We start from the raw sequence: 16,892 nt of genomic DNA, 5'->3' as shown, positions 1-16,892 counted from the left end.
CCGTCGCGTACACGTTGCCGGGGTCTGCACCGTCGAGTGTCGGTGTCGACGAAGACGACGAGGGGTCGGCGTGCGGACACCGCCTGCTCGTCAGCGATCGAACTCCCCGTCGTCATCAGGGACCGCGAGGGACTGCTCGACGAGATCTGCTTCGTTGGCCTGCCAGTCCCGGTCCGGACCGACGCGCTGGATGTCACTCCAGGTTTCCTCGTCGACGTCGCCGACGGGGCGCTGCTGTTCGGCGAGATCGGCTTCCGAGGCGTCCGGCGCGTCGCCGAACGGGCGGCGGTCAGGAGTTGTCATCGGGAACCTCCTGGGTTCGGTCGGCACTCTCCACGATAGGCGCGCTCCTGTCCGGCAATACCTCCGGAAAGTCGGGCAACCTCTCCCATTAATCGTCTCCTGTCGTTGCTACGCCGTGTGAGCCGGGGATTCACCGGTTCACGTACCTCTCGGGTACGCTGCGTAAACTGCGCGACAGCGGGACTTCGGCCCTCCAAACCGGGTGGGGCCCCGTCCACCGACCAGTATCTTCGAATCTCAAAGGCCAGTACTTTGCCAGAAACTCCGAGCGGCCCCGCCGATCTGCAGCCTCATTTCGAGGACGTCCAGTCGCATTACGACCTGTCAGACGACTTTTACCGGCTGTTTCTCGACCCGACGCAGACCTACAGCTGCGCCTATTTCGAGCGTGACGACATGTCGCTCGAAGAAGCTCAGCGGGCGAAGATCGACCTGTCGCTGGGCAAGCTCGGACTCCAGCCCGGCATGACGCTCCTCGACATCGGTTGCGGCTGGGGTGCGACTTTGCTGCGCGCCATCGAGAAGTACGACGTCAACGTCATCGGCCTCACGCTGAGCCGCAACCAGCAGGCACACGTCCAGAAGGCACTCGACGCCAGCGACAGCACGCGCAGCAAGAAGGTGCTGCTGCAGGGCTGGGAGCAGTTCGACGAGCCCGTCGACCGGATCGTCTCGATCGGTGCATTCGAGCATTTCGGGCGTGACCGCTACGACGAGTTCTTCAAGCGGGCCTATCAGGTACTGCCTGATGACGGCGTGATGATGCTGCACACGATCATCAAGCCGAGCGACGAGGAGTTCGCCGAGCGCGGGCTGCCCGTGACGATGAAGCTCCTGCGGTTCTCGAAGTTCATCATGGACGAGATATTCCCCGGCGGTGATCTGCCGAAGCCCACCACCGTCGCCGAGCACGCCACCAAGGCCGGTTTCCGTCTCACCCGCGAGCAGCGGCTGCGTGAGCACTACGCCAAGACCCTCGACATCTGGGCCGACGCGCTGCAGAAGCGCAAGGACGAGGCCATTGAGATCCAGTCCGAAGAGGTCTACGACCGGTACATGAAGTACCTGACCGGTTGCGCGGACCTGTTCCGCGAGGGCTACACCGACATCTGCCAGTTCACTCTGGAGAAGTGACGCCCCCGTCCCGATAGGACTTGGCGGGCTGACCCGGTTCTGCGCCGGCGGCGTCACGGCGTCGCGCCGCCATCCCGGCGAGCGCCTCGAACGCCACCCGGTGCGCGGCGTTGACGGTCAGTTCGGCGTGGTCGTAGGCGGGTGCCACCTCGACGATGTCGACGCCGGCGACGTCGTGGTCGTAACAGAGCTGACGCACCATCCGCAGCAGGTCGGCGCTCGTGATTCCGCCCGGTTCCGGCGTGCCGGTACCGGGGGCGTGCGCGGGGTCGAGGACATCGATGTCGACCGAGACGTAGAGCTTGTCGGCCTTGGCCAGCGCCTCGCTCACCGCGTCGGCCATCACCGCCTTGAAACCGCGCTCCCAAATCTCCTGCATCGTGTGCCACGTCATCTTCTGTTCGAGCATCCACTCGAACGTGTCCTGCGGAGGCCAGTAACCGCGCAAACCAACCTGCACGAAATGCGAACCCGGGACGGCGCCCGATTCGATGAGCCTGCGCATCGGCGTTCCGTGGCTGGCGAGGTTGCCTTCTATCTCGTCGGCGGTGTCGGCGTGGGCGTCGAAATGGACGATGCCGACGTTGCCGTAACCGTGGTGATCGGCGACCGCGGTGGCTGCGGGCCAGGTGATCGAATGATCGCCGCCCAGGATGACCGGGACGATGCCGCGGGAGGCGATGGTATGGACGCGTTCGCGGATGTTGTTGTGCGACACCTCGGTCTGGCCGTGCGGACAGTAGGCGTCACCGAAATCGACGACCTCGAGCCAATCGAAGATCTCCAGCCCGAGGTCCATGTGATAGGTCCCGGGCTCGTACGTGGATGCGCGGATGGCGCGGGGCCCGAAGCGCGCCCCCGGACGGTTGGTGGTGGCGATGTCGAACGGCGCGCCCACGATCGCGACGTCGGGCTTCCACGTATCCAGCTGCTCGGCCTCGGTGAGGAACGGCCGATGTCCGAAGGAGGCCACGCCGGCGTAGGCCAGCTCCAGCTGTTCGAGCATCCCCGGCGGTAGATCCCTCTGGTGTCCGTGATCGCCGTGGTTGTGGCCGCCCATGGGCACGACCCTATTCGCTCACCGGCCTCCGGGACGCTCTAATGCGAGTCGCAGAGCGTCGGGAACCGGACGCTTCTGCCAATCGTCGGTCGACACCACCACGTACACGTTGTGGCCGCGGACGGCGACGTGCTCGCCCGTGCCCTCGCGTCGGGTCAGCACCTCGAAGCCGATCGTGAAGCTCGTCGTCCCGACCCGCGCGCATTCCGCGGTGACCCGCACCGTGTCCCGCCAGCGCACCGAGGCGACGAAGTCGATGTCGCTGTGCACGACTTGGAAGTCGTAGCCGCCGGCCATCAGATCCGGATAGGCGACCCCGAGCGCTTCGAGCAAACCGGTGCAGGCCTCGTCGAACCATGTCAGGTAGTGGCCGTTGAACACGACGCCCTGCTGGTCCACCTCGGCGTACCGGGGCACGATCGGTAGCGAGAAGGGGCTTGGGAAACCGCTCATCCGCAACACCCTAGACATCGACGCTCCTGGCGGGACGGACCAGGCGCCGCCATCTGGACCAGTTCGAGGCCCGCCAGGATGGTGCACCAGACTGAGGCCATGGAACTCGTGACGATCGACGATGTCCGGTCGGCGGCGGAACGGATACGCCCACACGTGCTGCGTACGCCGCTGCTGCCCGCCCGATGGGGTGACGCCGAGCGGCCGTTGTGGATCAAACCCGAGAATCTGCAGGCCATCGGCGCGTTCAAGGTGCGGGGTGCGTTCAACGCGATCGGCGCGGTGACAGAACGGACCAGCGGCCCGGTCGACGTGGTCGCCTACTCCAGCGGCAACCACGCCCAGGCGGTCGCCTACGCGGCGGCGACATTCGGGTTACGCGCCCACATCGTCATGCCCGAGGAGACGCCGAACGTCAAGGTGCAGGCCACCCGCGACCTCGGGGCGCGCGTGGTCCTGTGCGGCGCCGGCGAGCGGGAGAAGGTCGCCGACGAGATCCTCGCGGAGACCGCAGGAGTCATGATCCCGCCGTTCGACCATCCTGACGTCATCGCCGGGCAGGGCACGATCGGCCTGGAGATCGCCGAAGACCTGCCCTCCGTGCGCACAATCCTCATCCCCGTCAGCGGTGGCGGCCTGGCCTCGGGAATCGGCACCGCGATACGTGCGCTGTGCCCGCAGGCGACGATCCTCGGCGTCGAACCCGAACTCGCCGCTGACACCGCCGAGAGCCTGCGCGAAGGTCACCGGGTCGACTGGTCCATTCACGATCGCAACCGGACCGTCGCCGACGGCCTCCGCTCACAACCGTCAGCGCTGACGTTCGCCCACCTGCAGCGCGTGCTGGACGGCATCATCACCGTCACAGAAGACGAAATCCGGTCAGCGGTACGGGAACTCGTCTACCGCGGTCGACTGGTCGCCGAGCCGAGCGGGGCGGTGACGCTGGCCGCGTACCGAAACGCAGCGACGCCGCCGGGGGAGACGGTCGCGATCCTGTCGGGAGGCAACGTCGAACCCCGGATGCTTGAGCAGATCCTGGCGGATCCCCGCTGATTTGACAGGTGTGCAATTCCGGGCGGCCAGCGGGTAGGGTCACCCGGGATCTGAAGGAGTGTGTTCGTGGACGCTGTTCTCGGCTTGTCGGTGACGCCGTCCGCCGTCGGTGTGGTGCTGGTCGAAGGCCAGGACGACGACGGGGTCACCCTGGACGGCGAGAGTTTCGAGGTCCGCAGGCGCGGCGGTACCAGTGCGGTGGAGACGTCCGCGCAAGCGGCGGCTGCGGTGCTGCGCACCGAAGCGGTCGCAGCCGACCTCGGGCGAAGGGTGCATTCCATCGGCGTGACCTGGAGCGACGACGCGGACACCGAAGCCTCCCTGCTGCTCAAGTCGCTCAGCGACTCCGGGTTCGACAACATCGTGCCGGTGCGGTTGTCGGAGGCCACCGACGCCTTGGCCCGTCGTATCGCCCAGGTACTCGGTTTCCGGACTACCGCGGTGTGCGTCATCGAGCCCGAACAGCTGATCGCGCTCGTCGTCGATTCGGGCGACGACCCGGACGATGCCAGCGCGGTGCAGACGGCGGTCAACCACACCGTGGTCACCGAGGACGATCTCGTCGGATGGCTCAGTTCGGTCTTCGCCAGGGCGGATTGGGAACCGGAGGCACTGGCGCTCGTCGGCTCCGCCGACGACCTCGACGGGCTCCTGCCCGTTCTCGAGGAAGCCCTTGCCGTACCGGTGTTCTCACCCGACGAGGCCCGCCTCGCCCTCGCGCGCGGCGCGGCACTGGCCTGCGCGCAGCCCGGCGAGTTCGCAGCCTGGGATTCCCCCGAGGAAAGTCGCACAAAGCTGTTGTCGGAGAACCGTTTTGGCCGATTCCTGCCGGCTGCCCTGTTGACAGCGGGCACCGTGGCCTTCGTGGCGTCGGTGTCCGCCGTCGTCGCACTCCAGTTGACACCCGAACCGGTCGCGCCGCAATCCCGTCCTGCCGCCGAGGCTGTCCCTCAGGCACCCACTGCGGTTCCGCGGCCCGCGCGCATGTCGCCCGCCCCGGTGGCGCCTGCGCCCGAAGCTACCGCCCCGATCGTGGAGCAGGCTCCGGTGGAAGTGGCACCGGTTCCCGAGCAGGCGCCGATCGTCGAGGCCGCGTCACCCGAGTTCGCCCCGGCCGCACCCCCCGCGGACGCGGTGCTGCCCCCGCCGGCCGCACCGCCGGTGATCCCGCCCCCCGCCGCCGTTCCCCCGGTGCCCCAGGAACGCCCGGGCATCCTGCAACGCATCCGCGATCGACTCTCCGGGATCGGCAACGACGACGCGCCCCTGCCTGCGCCCGCACCGCCGCCGCCGGCGCCGCCCGCTCCGCTGCCGTAACGCACCTACGCTCAACGCCGCATATCCTCGTTGTGGTGAGTGTGCCTGCCGCCCGACCGATGCTCCTGCGAGCCGGCGTGCGGGTGGCCATCATCGCCTGCGTCGCGGCGGCTTTGCTTCTCGTGGAGCTGACGTCGAGCCGCGGGGTGGGCTGGCGACTGATCACCTTCACCTATCAGGCCAACCTGCTGGCGGCCGGCTACTACCTGTGGACGCTGGTGGCGCCTCGCGCCGACACCAGGATCGGCCTGCGCGGCGCGGTCGTGCTCTACGTCGTGATGGCAGGCGTGGTCTGGAACCTCCTTCTCACCGAGTACAGCATGGGTTACACGCCCGCCAACTTTCTTCTCCATGTCGTCGTACCCGCGCTGGCGCTGACAGACTGGCTTCTCGTCGGGCGGGGCGTCACCCAGGTGTCGTGGTGGCAGCCGATCGTGTGGTTGTCATACCCGGCGGCATACCTGGTGTTGGCACTGCTCGTGCTCAACAACGCGGGCAGGCGCGCGCCCTACTACTTCTTGGATCCCGGCAGTGTCGGAGCGCCTGCCGTGGCGCTCAACGTCAGCGTGATGGCCGCAGCCGTGCTTGCCCTCGGCTACGCGTTGCTGGCGGTGAACCGGAGCGCATCCGCTGTGCGCGCGGAGGTCCTGTGAAACGTTCAGACGCGACGCACCGATGACTGAACAGAGGCATTATCGAATTTGCCGCGGCGAGCATTCAGAGCCCCCGCGCAGTACGACGAGTGAGGATGACAGCATGTCCAGACTGCGTCTGCAGCAAACCCGTCCCGGTCGCGCCGCGTTGCGGCGCGTCGCTGCCGTCGCCGCGGGTGCAGTACTTGCAGCCGGAATGTCGCTGGCCGGACCGGTCCCCGCCGGCACCGCCGCGATCAGTTCTCCCGTGGCCGCCGTGTCCCCGGGGCCGGGGCAGACCGTCGGCGTTGCGGCACCGGTGACCGTCACATTCACCGACACGGTGCAGGACAGGTCCTCGGCAGAGCGCACCATCGCCATCCGGCCGGCGGGCGCAACTGCGCCGAGCGAGGGGACATTCACCTGGCTCGACGAACGCCGGGTCCAGTGGGAGCCCGCGGAGTTCTTTCCCGCTCACATGCCGATCACCGTGTCGGTGGGCGGCTTCGCGACAAGCTTCCAGACGGGCTCGTCGGTGGTCAGCGTCGCGGATCTGAGCTCGTACTCGTTCACGGTGAGCATCGACGGCGAAGTCGCCAGACAGATGCCCGCCTCGATGGGCAAATCGAAGTTCCCCACGCCGATCGGACAGTTCACCGCGCTGGAGAAGCAGCGCAACGTCACTTTCGACTCCCGCACTATCGGCATCCCGCTCGACGACCCCGAGGGGTATCTCATCAAGGGGGAGTACGGCGTACGAGTCACGTGGGGCGGCGTCTACGTCCACTCCGCACCCTGGTCGGTGGGTTCGCAGGGATACGCCAACGTCAGCCACGGCTGCATCAACCTCAGCCCGGACAACGCGGCCTGGTACTTCGACACCGTCCGGGTGGGTGACCCGATCATCGTGCAGGCCTAGGGGACTGCGCCCGCGATCGTCGCGGGCGACTCCGCCCGCCTGGACGCGTGAGCGCTCAGCAGCTCGCCTGGATGCGGAACTGCGCCGACACCGCGTCCCTCGGTTTGTCGTCGAAGGTGCCGTCTGCGGTGCCGGTGATGGTGAAATCACCGTTCGCGCTCGACACCTTGGCATCGCCGACGTTGTCGACCCAGAACGAACCGGTGAAGCCCCCGACGTTGCGGAAGTCCACGGACTTCGCGGAGACGTCGCTGCCGGTTTCGAGCACGGCGGTGAACCCGTTCTCCTTGTCCGGCGTCTCGATGTACCAGGCCCAGCCCGACTGGTGGCAGCGCACGGGGTGTTCGCCGCCGGTGTCGATGCCGTCGATCGACACGGACGCGGTGGTCCCGCCGAGCGCGGGCTCCGGGGTCGAGCAGCCTGCGACGGCGAGGACGGTGACGCTACCCACGACGGCCGCCATGAAGTGTCGGGTGTTCATGGCGCCCGACTCTATTCCGTCGGACGCTCCTGTCCGGCCGGAATGCCGGTGTGTTCCGAATTGCGTGACATCGATATCGCGACACGGGGTGAGGCCGCCCGGCCGTCGGCGCCCACAGGGACGGCAGACTGCCTGATGAAGGAGCCGCGGTGTGGTCGTCTCGGGAAGCGAACCGTGGTGTCTCTCAGCGCAATGCGGCCGCGGTGGCGTCGTCGGCAGGAAGGAACGCCTCGATGCTCAGCTCGGAGGCGGTCAGGTCCAGCGCCGTGCCGAAGGTCGTGACCATGCTCAGGAAGCGCAACCGGCGCCCGTCGGTCGTCTCCAGTTCCAGTGGCACCGCGACTCCGCCCAGGTCGGGCGACGCCTCGAAACCGCCTGGGTAGGAGTCGATCTCGGCAAGAAGCTGACGCAGCTCGGCATGGTCGCCGGACGCGATCTCGCGCCGCAGCCGCTCGAGCAGATGGGTGCGCCACTGGGCCAGGTTGCCAATGCGGGGGGCGAGCCCTTCGGGGTGCAGCGCGATGCGCAGCGCGTTGGGACGCTCCAGCAGGTGCTGGGCGACGCCGTCGAGCAGAACGGCGGCGCCCTGATTGGCCGTCAGGATCCACCAACCGCGGTCGACCACCACGCAGGGGAACGGATCGTAGGCGTCGAGCACCTTCGCCACACCCGATCGCACGGCCGCCATGTCGGGCGAGTCGAGCGGTCGTTCCGCATACACCGGCGCGAGGCCGGCCGCGATGAGCATCCGGTTCTGTTCCCGCTGCGGCACGTCGAGCACCGAGGCCAGCCGCAGCACCATGGATCGGCTCGGCGTCGATCGCCCGGTCTCGATGAAACTGACGTGCCGGGCCGACACGTCGGCCTCCAGCGCGAGATCGAGCTGGCTCAGACGCCGCCGCTGTCGCCAGGTCCTCATCATCGCCCCGAACGTCTGCTGGTCCACCGTCGTCATGCGGGTCAGTCTCGCGCGTGAGGCGGTTGAGGGCCACTACCCCGGAGGTAATTGCGGCGCTTACCCGCGAGACGGACAGTGAGGGCATGGCATACGACACGGGCCCGGTCCCGCCGATTCCCGGGTGGCTGCGCTTCGTCCTGAAGAGCGACAGGGCGGGGTCGTCCTGGTACATCGGCACCGGCTTCTTCTTCGCGCCGGTTCTGGCGCTGCTGTCTCCGTGGCCGGTGCTCACCACGGCGCTGTGGGTGTTCATCGCCGCGGCCGGGTTGTGGCTCGGCCTGCTCGGCCTGGCGATGGCCGCCGGCCTGGCTGTCGTGCTGCGCTCGAATATCGAGATCCCAGAAGACTATTGGCGCTCGATCCTGGACTATCCGGACGCCGGGGTCAGGTCCTGAGCAGCTGCTCGCGAAGCGTGGTGGCCAGCCAGCGCTGAAACCGCGTGGCCGACCACCCCCGGTCGCCGACCAGGCGCCGGTACATCATCGGTTCGCTGAACAAACAGGCCAGGTCGACAGCCTCGGCGCGGGGCATTCTTTCGCGCAACCCGTCGAGGGCATCGAGCGCATCGACGACCACTTGTGCACCTTCTCGGCGCTGCGACTGCAGACGCGCGAAGAGTGCGTGCGCTGTCGGGTCGACACCCGCGGCGGCTTCCACCGCGGCATGCAGGTCGGCCACCCTGGCGTCGATGTCGGCGAGCACCGCGGCCCAGGCGTCGAGCAGTCGCCCCGGATGGTCGAGTCGCAGCAACGCGACCAAGTCGGGACGCTCTGCGAAGGGAACCGGTTCGTCATCGCCCGCGATGGCCCAATCGAGCGCCAGCGCAAGGATTTCGGCCTTGCCGCCGACGGCGTTGAAAACGGTCTTGCGACTGACTCCGGCACGCTCGGCGATGGCATCGACAGACGTGGCGCCGTACCCCGCCGCGATGAACAGCTCAGACGCCGAGGCGATGATCCTGCGCCGGGTTTCACGCGCCCGAGCCGTCCGGATGTCCGACCGGTAGCTGCGCTTGACAATGTCAGACATTTCGGGTGACCCTCAATGTAATCATTACACTCGACGTTACCTGAAAAGAGGCGTGATGCCCACAGTCGTCGTCGGTGCGGGGCCCGCGGGTCTGTTCACCGCCATCGCGCTGGCTCGCCGGGGCCGGCGGATCGTCGTCGTCGACCGCGACCCCGGACCCTCTCCCAGCGGCGAATGGCGGCGCCGGGGAGTGATGCAGTTCGAGCACGCGCATACGTTCCGGGGCCCGGCAGTCGAGGCGATGCAGGACGAGATGCCCGATGCGCTCGACGCGCTGCGACGCGCAGGGGCGAGGGTTGTCACCGCCGAAGACGGCACCCCTGTCGTTCTGCACAGTCGCCGCACGCTGTTCGAGCGCGTTCTTCGGGAGATCGCCTGCCGCGAGCCGACATTGACCATACGCACCGGTCACGCCGACGGGGTGCGATGCGAGGCCGGTCGTGCCGTCGGAGTGCACGTCGGAGGTGACGTCATTCCCGCCGATGTCGTCGTCGACGCCTCCGGACGCGCAAGCCGCGCGATGCGCGACCCCACGCACCACAAGCCCGAGGGCGGCCCGTGTGGGGCGGCCTACGTCACCAGGCAGTACCGGCTCGCCGATGCGGCCGACCCCGGCCCCGTCAACTCGCCGGTCGGCCTGTCGCTGAGCCTCGGGGGGTATTTCGCGGTCGCGTTCCTCCATGACGGCGGACATTTCTCCGTGACGATCACCCACGACGGCACCGATCCCCGGATGCACGCACTGCGCCACCGGGAGGTCTTCGAGGCGGCCGTCCGCGCCGTCCCGATGCTCGACGAGTGGATCGACCCCCGCCGCGCCGGACCGCTCACGCCCGTACTGCCCGGCGGTCGGCTCTACAACAGCTACCGCGGCCAGCTCGACGACACCGGCCGGCCGGTCCTGCCCGGGCTGATCCGCATCGGCGACTCCGTCTGCACGACAACACCTCTGGCGGGGCGGGGGGTCTCACTGGCCTTCCGTCAGGCGCAGGCGCTTGTCACGCTCCTTGCTCGCGACTCGGATACGGACGCCGCGACGGTGGACTTCGACGCCTGGTGTCGCACCCACATCCGGCCGTGGTTTCTCGACCACGTGCACTGCGACGGCGACCGACTGCGCCGGTGGGCAGGCGGCGGCGTCGACCTCGACAGGCCGCTGCCCTCGGACATGGTGGTCGCCGCCGCCGCTGCGGATCCCGGCCTGCGCCCACTGGTCGCCCCGTACGACCGGATGGCAGCCCTGCCCGAAAGCCTCGACGCTCATCAGGGCCGCGCCAAGGCCGTGTATGCCACCGGATGGCGACCCCCGGTGGCCTCCGGGCCCGACCGTGAGGAGCTCGCGGCGCTGTGCCTCCAACTCAGCGAGCGCCTCGAGTCGGCACTCGCCCGGGTCTAGTGCGCGACGGGGCAGCTCTGCCCGCTGTAGTCGACCTGCCAGTGCTTGATCCCGTTGAGCCAACCGGACCGCAGCCGGTCTGGGGTACCGACCGAGGTCAGGTCGGGCATGTGGTCGGCGATCGCGTTGAACATGAGCTCGATCGTCATCCGTGCGAGGTTGGCACCGATGCAGTAGTGCGCACCCGTGCCACCGAAGCCGACATGAGGATTGGGGTCGCGAAGAATGTTGAAGGTGAACGGGTCGTCGAACACTTCCTCGTCGAAGTTCGCCGACCGGTAGGACATCACGACCCGCTGGCCCTTCTTGATCGGCACGCCGGAGAGTTCGTAATCCTGGACGGCGGTGCGCTGGAAGGAGGTCACCGGCGTCGCCCACCGGACGATCTCGTCGACCGCGGTGACGGGACGCTCGCGCTTGAACAGCTCCCACTGATCTGGGTGCTCGGTGAACGCGATCATCCCGTGGGTGATGGAGTTGCGCGTCGTCTCGTTCCCCGCCACCGCCAGCAGCACCATGAAGAATCCGAACTCGTCGTCGGAGAGCTTGTGCCCGTCGACGTCGGCCGCGATCAGCTTCGTGACGATGTCCTCGCCGGGGTTCTCGGCTCGGATCGCCGCGAGCTGCATCGCGTACATGATGAGTTCGGTTGCCGCGTTGCGGTTGTCGTAATGCGCATACTCCGGGTCGTCGTCGCTGACCATCTGATTGGACCAGTCGAACAACTTCTTGCGGTCCTCGATCGGCACGCCGAGCAGCCCGGCGATGGCCTGCAGCGGCAACTCGCACGACACCTGCTCGACGAAGTCGCCCGCGCCCGCCGACGCCGCCCCCTTGGCGATGTTCTGCGCGCGCTGGCTGAGGTCCTCGCGCAGCCGTTCCACCGCCCTGGGCGTGAAGCCGCGCGAGATGATCTTGCGCAGATGCGTGTGCCGCGGCGCGTCCATGTTGAGCAGCACCAGACTGCCCGTCTCGATCTGTTCGCCGGTCGACCCTTCGGGGTAGCGGGGGAGGGCCGTCTTCTCCTGGCTGGAGAACACGTCGCTGCGCTTCGAGATCTCCTTGACGTCCTTGTGCTTGGTCACCACCCAGAAGCCGCCGTCACCGAAAGGTCCCGCCCCGCCCTCGGTCTGTTCGTTCCACCAGATCGGTTCGCTGCGACGCAACTCCGACAGTTCCTCGATCGGCAGGCGCGCGCAGTTCAGGTCGGGGTCTGTGAAGTCGAATCCCGGTGGGAGGGTGGGAGTCGCCATACGTTCGCTCCTCAGCGTCAAGTGGGCGTAACGCATTGCTACACCACACGGCGTGCCCGGCGAGAGGAGTTAGAGAAACTGCGTCGGCGTCAGACTGCCGTTGTAACGAATTCAGTCCGGGAACTGATGCATCCTGTGACAAGACAGGGACCGGGAGGGTGCATCGTGAAGTTCGGTTTCCGCACATGGACGAAGTCCGTCATCGGCTCAGGGACTGCGTCCCTCATCGGCGTAGCGGCGTTCGCCGCACTGGTTGCCACCGCGCCGTCGGCTCTGGCCGATCCGGCGGCACCCCCGCTTCCCGAGCCGGCGCCCGCGCCGGTGGTGGCTCCGCTGCTTCCGCCGGCCGCCTCGGCCGACGGCCTCGCCCCCTTGGCGACCGGCCCTCTCGCCCCTGCAGCACCCGTCGCTCCCGCGGCAGGCGACCCGGCCGCGGTACCGCTGGGAGCCCCCGTCGAGACCCCCCACCTTGCGAGCCCGGAGAACCTTCCCCCCGGCACCAGCGCGACCCCGACACAGCAGAGCCGTCTCGGCTACTTCCGCGACCTGTGGCACGCCATGCGCACGCAGGAGGTCAGTGGCAGCGACGCACTCCTGCTCCTGACGCAGCGGCCCATGAGCTCGGGCCCGGCGACACAGTCGTACTCGGCACCTCAGCCGGCACCCGCGCCCGCGCCGCCGGCGCCTGTCGGCCCGGCGCCTGTCGGCCCCGCGCCGGTGGCCCCGCCGGTCGCCCCCTAGGTCGCCGTGCCGACCATGGCGTCGGCCTTCTCGATCCGGGCAGGCACGTGTTTGTGCCACGGAGTCCCGGCGTAGGCGTCTCGCCAGGAACTCGACGTCAGCGCGTTGGGCGCGACCCCGGGTATTTCGGCACCACCATTCCCGTCGGCGAAATCGACGCCGAAGCCGTTGGGTAGCGACGCGTGCCCCGGCAACATCGCATCGCTGATCTCGACCGTCGCTTCGGCGCTGCCCGCGGCGGTCGTGATCCGGGCCCGTCCCCCGTCGACGAGGCCCAGCGCCTCGGCGTCGGCGGGACTGACGCGTAACGCCCCGTCGGCGTCGCGCTTGCGCCACGAGGGGTCACGGATGATGTCGTTGGCGGTGTAGGCACGCCGCTCGCCCGCGGACAACACGATCGGGAAGTCGTGCGTCGTCAGGCCCACAGGAGCGTCGGCCAGGGCCCGCACATCGGCGAGCATCTCCGGCATCTCCAGGGCGATCTTGCGATCCGGATGCGAGATCAATGCGAAGTCGTCCTCGTACTCGTGGACGGTGAACGTCACCCCCGAACGGCCGTCGAGAATGGCCTCGAAGAGCGCGTTTCCGTCGCGGTGTCCAGCACGGCGCACCGCCTCGGGATAGGTCATGGCGGCCTTCTGCGCCAGACCCCACAACGCGGCGGCGCCGGAGAGGCCTTCTGGCAGGGTCGGGCCCAGCGTCTCGTAGAGGACGAACGGCAGTACCTTGCCCAGGCCGGGATTGGCGCCGACGGCGGTCAGAAACGCGTCGGTGAACGCAGGCAGCCCTTGTTCGGCCGCCCGACGCAACGGGATCAACTCGACGTCGTCGACCACTTCGAGCGCGCGCATCAGGCGCGCCCAGATCTCGGGTTCGGGCAGCGTGCCTTTCAACGGTTCCATCAGCCGATGTCGCAGATGGAAGGTGTTGTGCGGAAACTCGAGATTGAAGAACGTCGCCTCGGCCTTCTCGAACTGGCTCGCGGCGGGCAACACGTAGTGGGCAAGCCTGGCGGTCTCGGTCATCGCCACGTCGATGACGACCGAGAACTCGAGCGCGGCAAAGGCCCGGCGGACAGCGTCGGAGTCGGCGACCGAATGCGCTGGGTTGCTGCTCTCGACGATCATCGCGCGGAACCGGTCAGGGTGATCGGTGAGGATCTCCTCGGGCACCACGTTGCTGGGCATCAGCCCGCCGATGATCGGCGCGCCGGTGACCGGGGTACGGCCGACGCCGCCCGGCCGGAACAGCGGCGCGAACGACGAATGCAGATGCTGGCCACCGCGTTTGGCGAAGTTGCCGGTCAGGATCCACAGCATCTTGTTGAGGTAGGAGCACAGTGTGCTGTTGGGAGACTGCTGGACGCCGAGATCCTCGAAGACGGCGACGCTCTCCGCGGCGGCGATCCGGCGGGCGGCGGCCCGGATCAGCCCCTCGTCGACCCCGCAACGCCGGGCGTACTGGGCGATGGGAACTTCGGCGAGCACCTCGCGCACCGCGTCGACGCCGGTCACATGGTCGGCGAGAAACGTTTCGTCACACAGCTTTTCCTGGACCAGTACCCCGGCCAACGCGGCGAGGCACCACGCGTCGGCGCCCGGTCGGACCCTTAGGTGAAAGTCCGCCATCTTCGCGGTGTCGGTGATGACCGGGTCGATGACGATCATCGAGCGCGCCGGATCCTTGGCGATCTCGTTGAGCACCACGCGGGCGCGCGGAAAACTCTGAGACATCCACGGGTTCTTGCCGACGAAGACCGACACCTCGGCGTGCTCGAACTCCCCGCGGGTGTGGTTGCCGTAGAAGTGGGCGTCGACCCAGTGCTCCCCGGTCTTTTCCTGGGCGAGCGCATTGGACCGGTGATAGGAACCGAGCGCTTTGAGGAACGCACCGCTGTACGCGCCGCCGAGGTGATTGCCCTGCCCGCCTCCGCCGTAGTACATGATCTTGTCCCCGCCGTAGGTGTCGGCGATGGCCCGGAACCCGGCGGCGACCTCAACGATCGCCGTCTCCCAGTCGATCTCCTCGTACGTTCCGTCCTGGCGGCGGCGCATGGGGGACGTCAGCCGATTGCGGTTGTTCTGGTAGTGGTCCAACCGCAACGCCTTGTTGCAGGTGTATCCGCGCGACGCAGGATGGTTCTTGTCACCGCGGATGCGCACCAGGGTGCGGTCCTCGACCTGAACCACGATGCCGCAGTTGCATTCACAGAGGATGCATGCGCTTGCCTGCCATTGCGCGGCGGTTTCGGTCATCGGGATGCTCCTTTTCCCACCGGGTCCTGCCTGCCGACCAGCGAATGCAATTGAGCCTGAACGAGATCGAGTGTTTCGAGATTGCGGGAGGCTCGGGCGATGACGATGGCCCCTTCGAACGAGGAGAGCACCAGGGTCGCCAGAGCCGACGCCGCATCGTCTGCCATGCCGTCGGCCACGAGCCGCTGCGCGATCACCTCCCGCCAGCGCGAGAATGCTGCGGCGGCTCGATCCATCAACGCGGCGGACTGGTCGGGCTTGGCGGGATCGCCCGCTTCGACGGCCACCGCGACGACGGGGCAACCGGCTCGGAAATCACTGCGCTGCAGCTGTTTCCGGTAGTAGTCGAACAGGTCGTCGAGGGCCTCCGGGCCACTGGCGGCCCGCGCAAGGCGCTCCGCCATGAATTCGGCCGCGTAGTCGACGGCTTCGCAGAGTAGCTGCGTGCGCCCGCCGGGGAAGTAGTGATACGCCGATCCGCGGGGCGCCCCGCTGTGCTCGAGCACGTCGGCGATCGCAGTCGGGTGCGCGCCGCGTTCCCTGATCAGCAACGCAGCCGAGATCACCATTCGTTCGCGTGGTGTCGTCACTCTGGAGGCCCCTTCCGCTATGTATGTCAGATTACATAATCGGCAGGCGCAGGTCACCCCCAAAAAGATTCCGGCGTGCCCAGTGGCGCCAGCGCCACTGGGCACGCCGAGACACCACTGCTAGACGCTGGCGGCCTCGTTGAGGTCGTTGAGCCGGCCTGTCGCCTCCAGGTACTCCTGGACCCATCGCTCGATGACCACCGAGGTCTTCTCGACCTTGTTGAACTGGCCGACGACCTGGCCGACAGGATTGAACGCGACGTCGACGGACTCGTTGGGATACTTGTGCGTGGCTGCGACGGCCATACCGGACACCATGTACTGCAACGGCATTCCGAGCGGCTTGGGATTCTCTTCCTTCTCCCACGCCTCGGTCCAGTCGTTCTTCAGCATGCGGGCCGGCTTGCCGGTGAACGACCGGCTGCGCACGGTGTCGCGGCTGGTCGCCTTCGCGTACGCGGCGTGCTGTACCGGGGTGTGCTCGGACTCCTCGACCATGACCCACTGGGATCCCGTCCAGGCACCCTGGGCGCCGAGCGCGAGCGCCGCGGCGATCTGCTGGCCGCTGCCGATCCCGCCCGCGGCGAGCACCGGGACGGGTGCGACCTCCTTGACGACCTGCGGCCAGAGCACGATCGAGCCGACGTCGCCGCAGTGCCCACCGGCCTCGCCGCCCTGGGCGATGATGATGTCCACGCCCGCGTCGGCGTGCTTGCGGGCCTGGTACGGCGAGCCGCACAGCGCCGCGACCACGCGACCTTCCTCGTGGATGTGCTTGATCATGTCTGCCGGCGGGGTCCCGAGCGCATTGGCGATCATCGTCACCTTCGGGTGCCGCAGCGCGACCTCGACCTGGGGAGTGGCTGTCGCCTCAGTCCAGCCCAGCAGCTGCAGCGCGTCGTCGTCGCTGTGGTCGACGGGAACACCGTGGTCGGACAGGATCTTCTTGGCAAACGCGATGTGCTCGTCGGGAACCAGATCGTTGAGCGTTTTCTTGAGCACCTCGGGATCCATGTCGACCGAGTCCATGCCTTCGTATTTGTTCGGGATCACGATGTCGACGCCGTACGGGTGGTCGCCGATGTTCTCGTCGATCCAGTTCAGCTCGATCTCGAGCTGCTCCGGGGTGAAGCCGACCGCACCCAGCACACCGAAGCCGCCCGCCTTGCTGACTGCGACGACGACATCACGGCAGTGCGTGAAGGCGAAAATGGGAAATTCGATGCCGAGTTGGTCGCACAGGGGAGTGTGCATAGTCCGCTCCTGGTGGGCTCATAGGCGGTAAACGTTCAACCACGCTTCAAAACTGAAACGT

General features: G+C 67.7%; 18 protein-coding genes. 8 read left to right on the top strand and 10 right to left on the bottom strand.

From position 1 onward, the window contains the following. Window positions 1–90: 90 nt before the first annotated feature. Window positions 91–303 (bottom strand): Rv3202a family protein, encoded by a 213-nt coding sequence (locus ACAG24_RS26005; protein ID WP_370475287.1) that lies wholly within the window; start codon window positions 301–303, stop codon window positions 91–93. Between the two features lie 252 nt (window positions 304–555). Between ACAG24_RS26005 and ACAG24_RS26000 the strand changes: the two genes are divergently transcribed. Next, window positions 556–1,437: a cyclopropane mycolic acid synthase family methyltransferase gene (locus ACAG24_RS26000; RefSeq protein ID WP_370475285.1), complete on the top strand. Its 882-nt coding sequence runs from the start codon at window positions 556–558 to the stop codon at window positions 1,435–1,437. Here ACAG24_RS26000 and speB read toward each other — a convergent pair. Both speB and ACAG24_RS25990 read right to left on the bottom strand, forming a co-directional pair. Then, window positions 1,421–2,443, bottom strand: coding sequence for an agmatinase (speB, locus tag ACAG24_RS25995; RefSeq protein ID WP_370475315.1), 1,023 nt, complete (start codon window positions 2,441–2,443; stop codon window positions 1,421–1,423). The genes ACAG24_RS26000 and speB overlap by 17 nt on opposite strands. A gap of 72 nt (window positions 2,444–2,515) precedes the next feature. Further along, entirely contained in the window at window positions 2,516–2,950 is a 435-nt protein-coding gene (locus ACAG24_RS25990) for an acyl-CoA thioesterase (protein ID WP_370475284.1), read from the bottom strand. 99 nt (window positions 2,951–3,049) lie between these two features. Here ACAG24_RS25990 and ACAG24_RS25985 point away from each other — a divergent pair, with 99 nt between their 5' ends. The 4 genes from ACAG24_RS25985 (at window position 3,050) to ACAG24_RS25970 (ending at window position 6,874) form a co-directional block, all read left to right on the top strand. Beyond that, a complete protein-coding gene (locus tag ACAG24_RS25985) occupies window positions 3,050–4,006 on the top strand; it encodes a threonine ammonia-lyase (protein ID WP_370475283.1) in 957 nt (318 codons plus the stop codon). A gap of 66 nt (window positions 4,007–4,072) precedes the next feature. Next, complete coding sequence (locus ACAG24_RS25980) at window positions 4,073–5,323, top strand: DUF7159 family protein (protein ID WP_370475282.1); 1,251 nt, start codon at window positions 4,073–4,075, stop codon at window positions 5,321–5,323. A 59-nt stretch (window positions 5,324–5,382) separates the two neighbouring features. Beyond that, window positions 5,383–5,976 carry a Pr6Pr family membrane protein gene (locus tag ACAG24_RS25975; RefSeq protein ID WP_370475314.1) on the top strand — a complete coding sequence of 198 codons (594 nt, stop codon included), beginning with the start codon at window positions 5,383–5,385 and terminating at the stop codon, window positions 5,974–5,976. 103 nt (window positions 5,977–6,079) lie between these two features. Further along, on the top strand, window positions 6,080–6,874 hold the full coding sequence (locus ACAG24_RS25970; RefSeq protein WP_370475281.1) for a L,D-transpeptidase: 795 nt from the start codon (window positions 6,080–6,082) through the stop codon (window positions 6,872–6,874). A 55-nt stretch (window positions 6,875–6,929) separates the two neighbouring features. Here the strand turns inward: ACAG24_RS25970 and ACAG24_RS25965 are convergent, their stop codons facing one another. Beyond that, window positions 6,930–7,355 carry a lipoprotein LpqH gene (locus tag ACAG24_RS25965; protein ID WP_370475280.1) on the bottom strand — a complete coding sequence of 142 codons (426 nt, stop codon included), beginning with the start codon at window positions 7,353–7,355 and terminating at the stop codon, window positions 6,930–6,932. A 184-nt stretch (window positions 7,356–7,539) separates the two neighbouring features. Continuing rightward, entirely contained in the window at window positions 7,540–8,310 is a 771-nt protein-coding gene (locus ACAG24_RS25960; protein WP_370475279.1) for a helix-turn-helix domain-containing protein, read from the bottom strand. 86 nt (window positions 8,311–8,396) lie between these two features. Between ACAG24_RS25960 and ACAG24_RS25955 the strand changes: the two genes are divergently transcribed. Next, window positions 8,397–8,708 carry a hypothetical protein gene (locus tag ACAG24_RS25955; protein WP_370475278.1) on the top strand — a complete coding sequence of 104 codons (312 nt, stop codon included), beginning with the start codon at window positions 8,397–8,399 and terminating at the stop codon, window positions 8,706–8,708. Here ACAG24_RS25955 and ACAG24_RS25950 read toward each other — a convergent pair. Beyond that, window positions 8,698–9,342 carry a TetR/AcrR family transcriptional regulator gene (locus tag ACAG24_RS25950; protein ID WP_370475277.1) on the bottom strand — a complete coding sequence of 215 codons (645 nt, stop codon included), beginning with the start codon at window positions 9,340–9,342 and terminating at the stop codon, window positions 8,698–8,700. The genes ACAG24_RS25955 and ACAG24_RS25950 overlap by 11 nt on opposite strands. Before the next feature lie 55 nt (window positions 9,343–9,397). Here ACAG24_RS25950 and ACAG24_RS25945 point away from each other — a divergent pair, with 55 nt between their 5' ends. Then, complete coding sequence (locus tag ACAG24_RS25945; protein WP_370475276.1) at window positions 9,398–10,738, top strand: FAD-dependent oxidoreductase; 1,341 nt, start codon at window positions 9,398–9,400, stop codon at window positions 10,736–10,738. Here ACAG24_RS25945 and ACAG24_RS25940 read toward each other — a convergent pair. Beyond that, window positions 10,735–11,991 carry a cytochrome P450 gene (locus tag ACAG24_RS25940; RefSeq protein ID WP_370475275.1) on the bottom strand — a complete coding sequence of 419 codons (1,257 nt, stop codon included), beginning with the start codon at window positions 11,989–11,991 and terminating at the stop codon, window positions 10,735–10,737. The two genes, ACAG24_RS25945 and ACAG24_RS25940, sit on opposite strands and share 4 nt — an antisense overlap. Window positions 11,992–12,156: 165 nt before the next feature. On the opposite strand from ACAG24_RS25940, the gene ACAG24_RS25935 reads away from it, so the two are divergent. Next, a complete protein-coding gene (locus tag ACAG24_RS25935) occupies window positions 12,157–12,732 on the top strand; it encodes a hypothetical protein (protein WP_370475274.1) in 576 nt (191 codons plus the stop codon). Here ACAG24_RS25935 and ACAG24_RS25930 read toward each other — a convergent pair. From ACAG24_RS25930 to ACAG24_RS25920, 3 genes are all read right to left on the bottom strand, one after another. Beyond that, window positions 12,729–14,987 (bottom strand): molybdopterin-dependent oxidoreductase, encoded by a 2,259-nt coding sequence (locus ACAG24_RS25930; protein WP_370475273.1) that lies wholly within the window; start codon window positions 14,985–14,987, stop codon window positions 12,729–12,731. The genes ACAG24_RS25935 and ACAG24_RS25930 overlap by 4 nt on opposite strands. After that, complete coding sequence (locus tag ACAG24_RS25925) at window positions 14,984–15,577, bottom strand: TetR/AcrR family transcriptional regulator (protein ID WP_370475272.1); 594 nt, start codon at window positions 15,575–15,577, stop codon at window positions 14,984–14,986. The genes ACAG24_RS25930 and ACAG24_RS25925 overlap by 4 nt, the downstream gene beginning before the upstream one ends. A gap of 120 nt (window positions 15,578–15,697) precedes the next feature. Beyond that, window positions 15,698–16,831, bottom strand: coding sequence for a nitronate monooxygenase (locus ACAG24_RS25920; RefSeq protein WP_370475271.1), 1,134 nt, complete (start codon window positions 16,829–16,831; stop codon window positions 15,698–15,700). Window positions 16,832–16,892 lie beyond the last annotated feature (61 nt).

The sequence above is a fragment of the Mycobacterium bulgaricum genome (assembly GCF_041287165.2).
GTDB lineage: Bacteria > Actinomycetota > Actinomycetes > Mycobacteriales > Mycobacteriaceae > Mycobacterium > Mycobacterium bulgaricum.
This window is presented reverse-complemented; position numbering and strand designations above follow the sequence as displayed.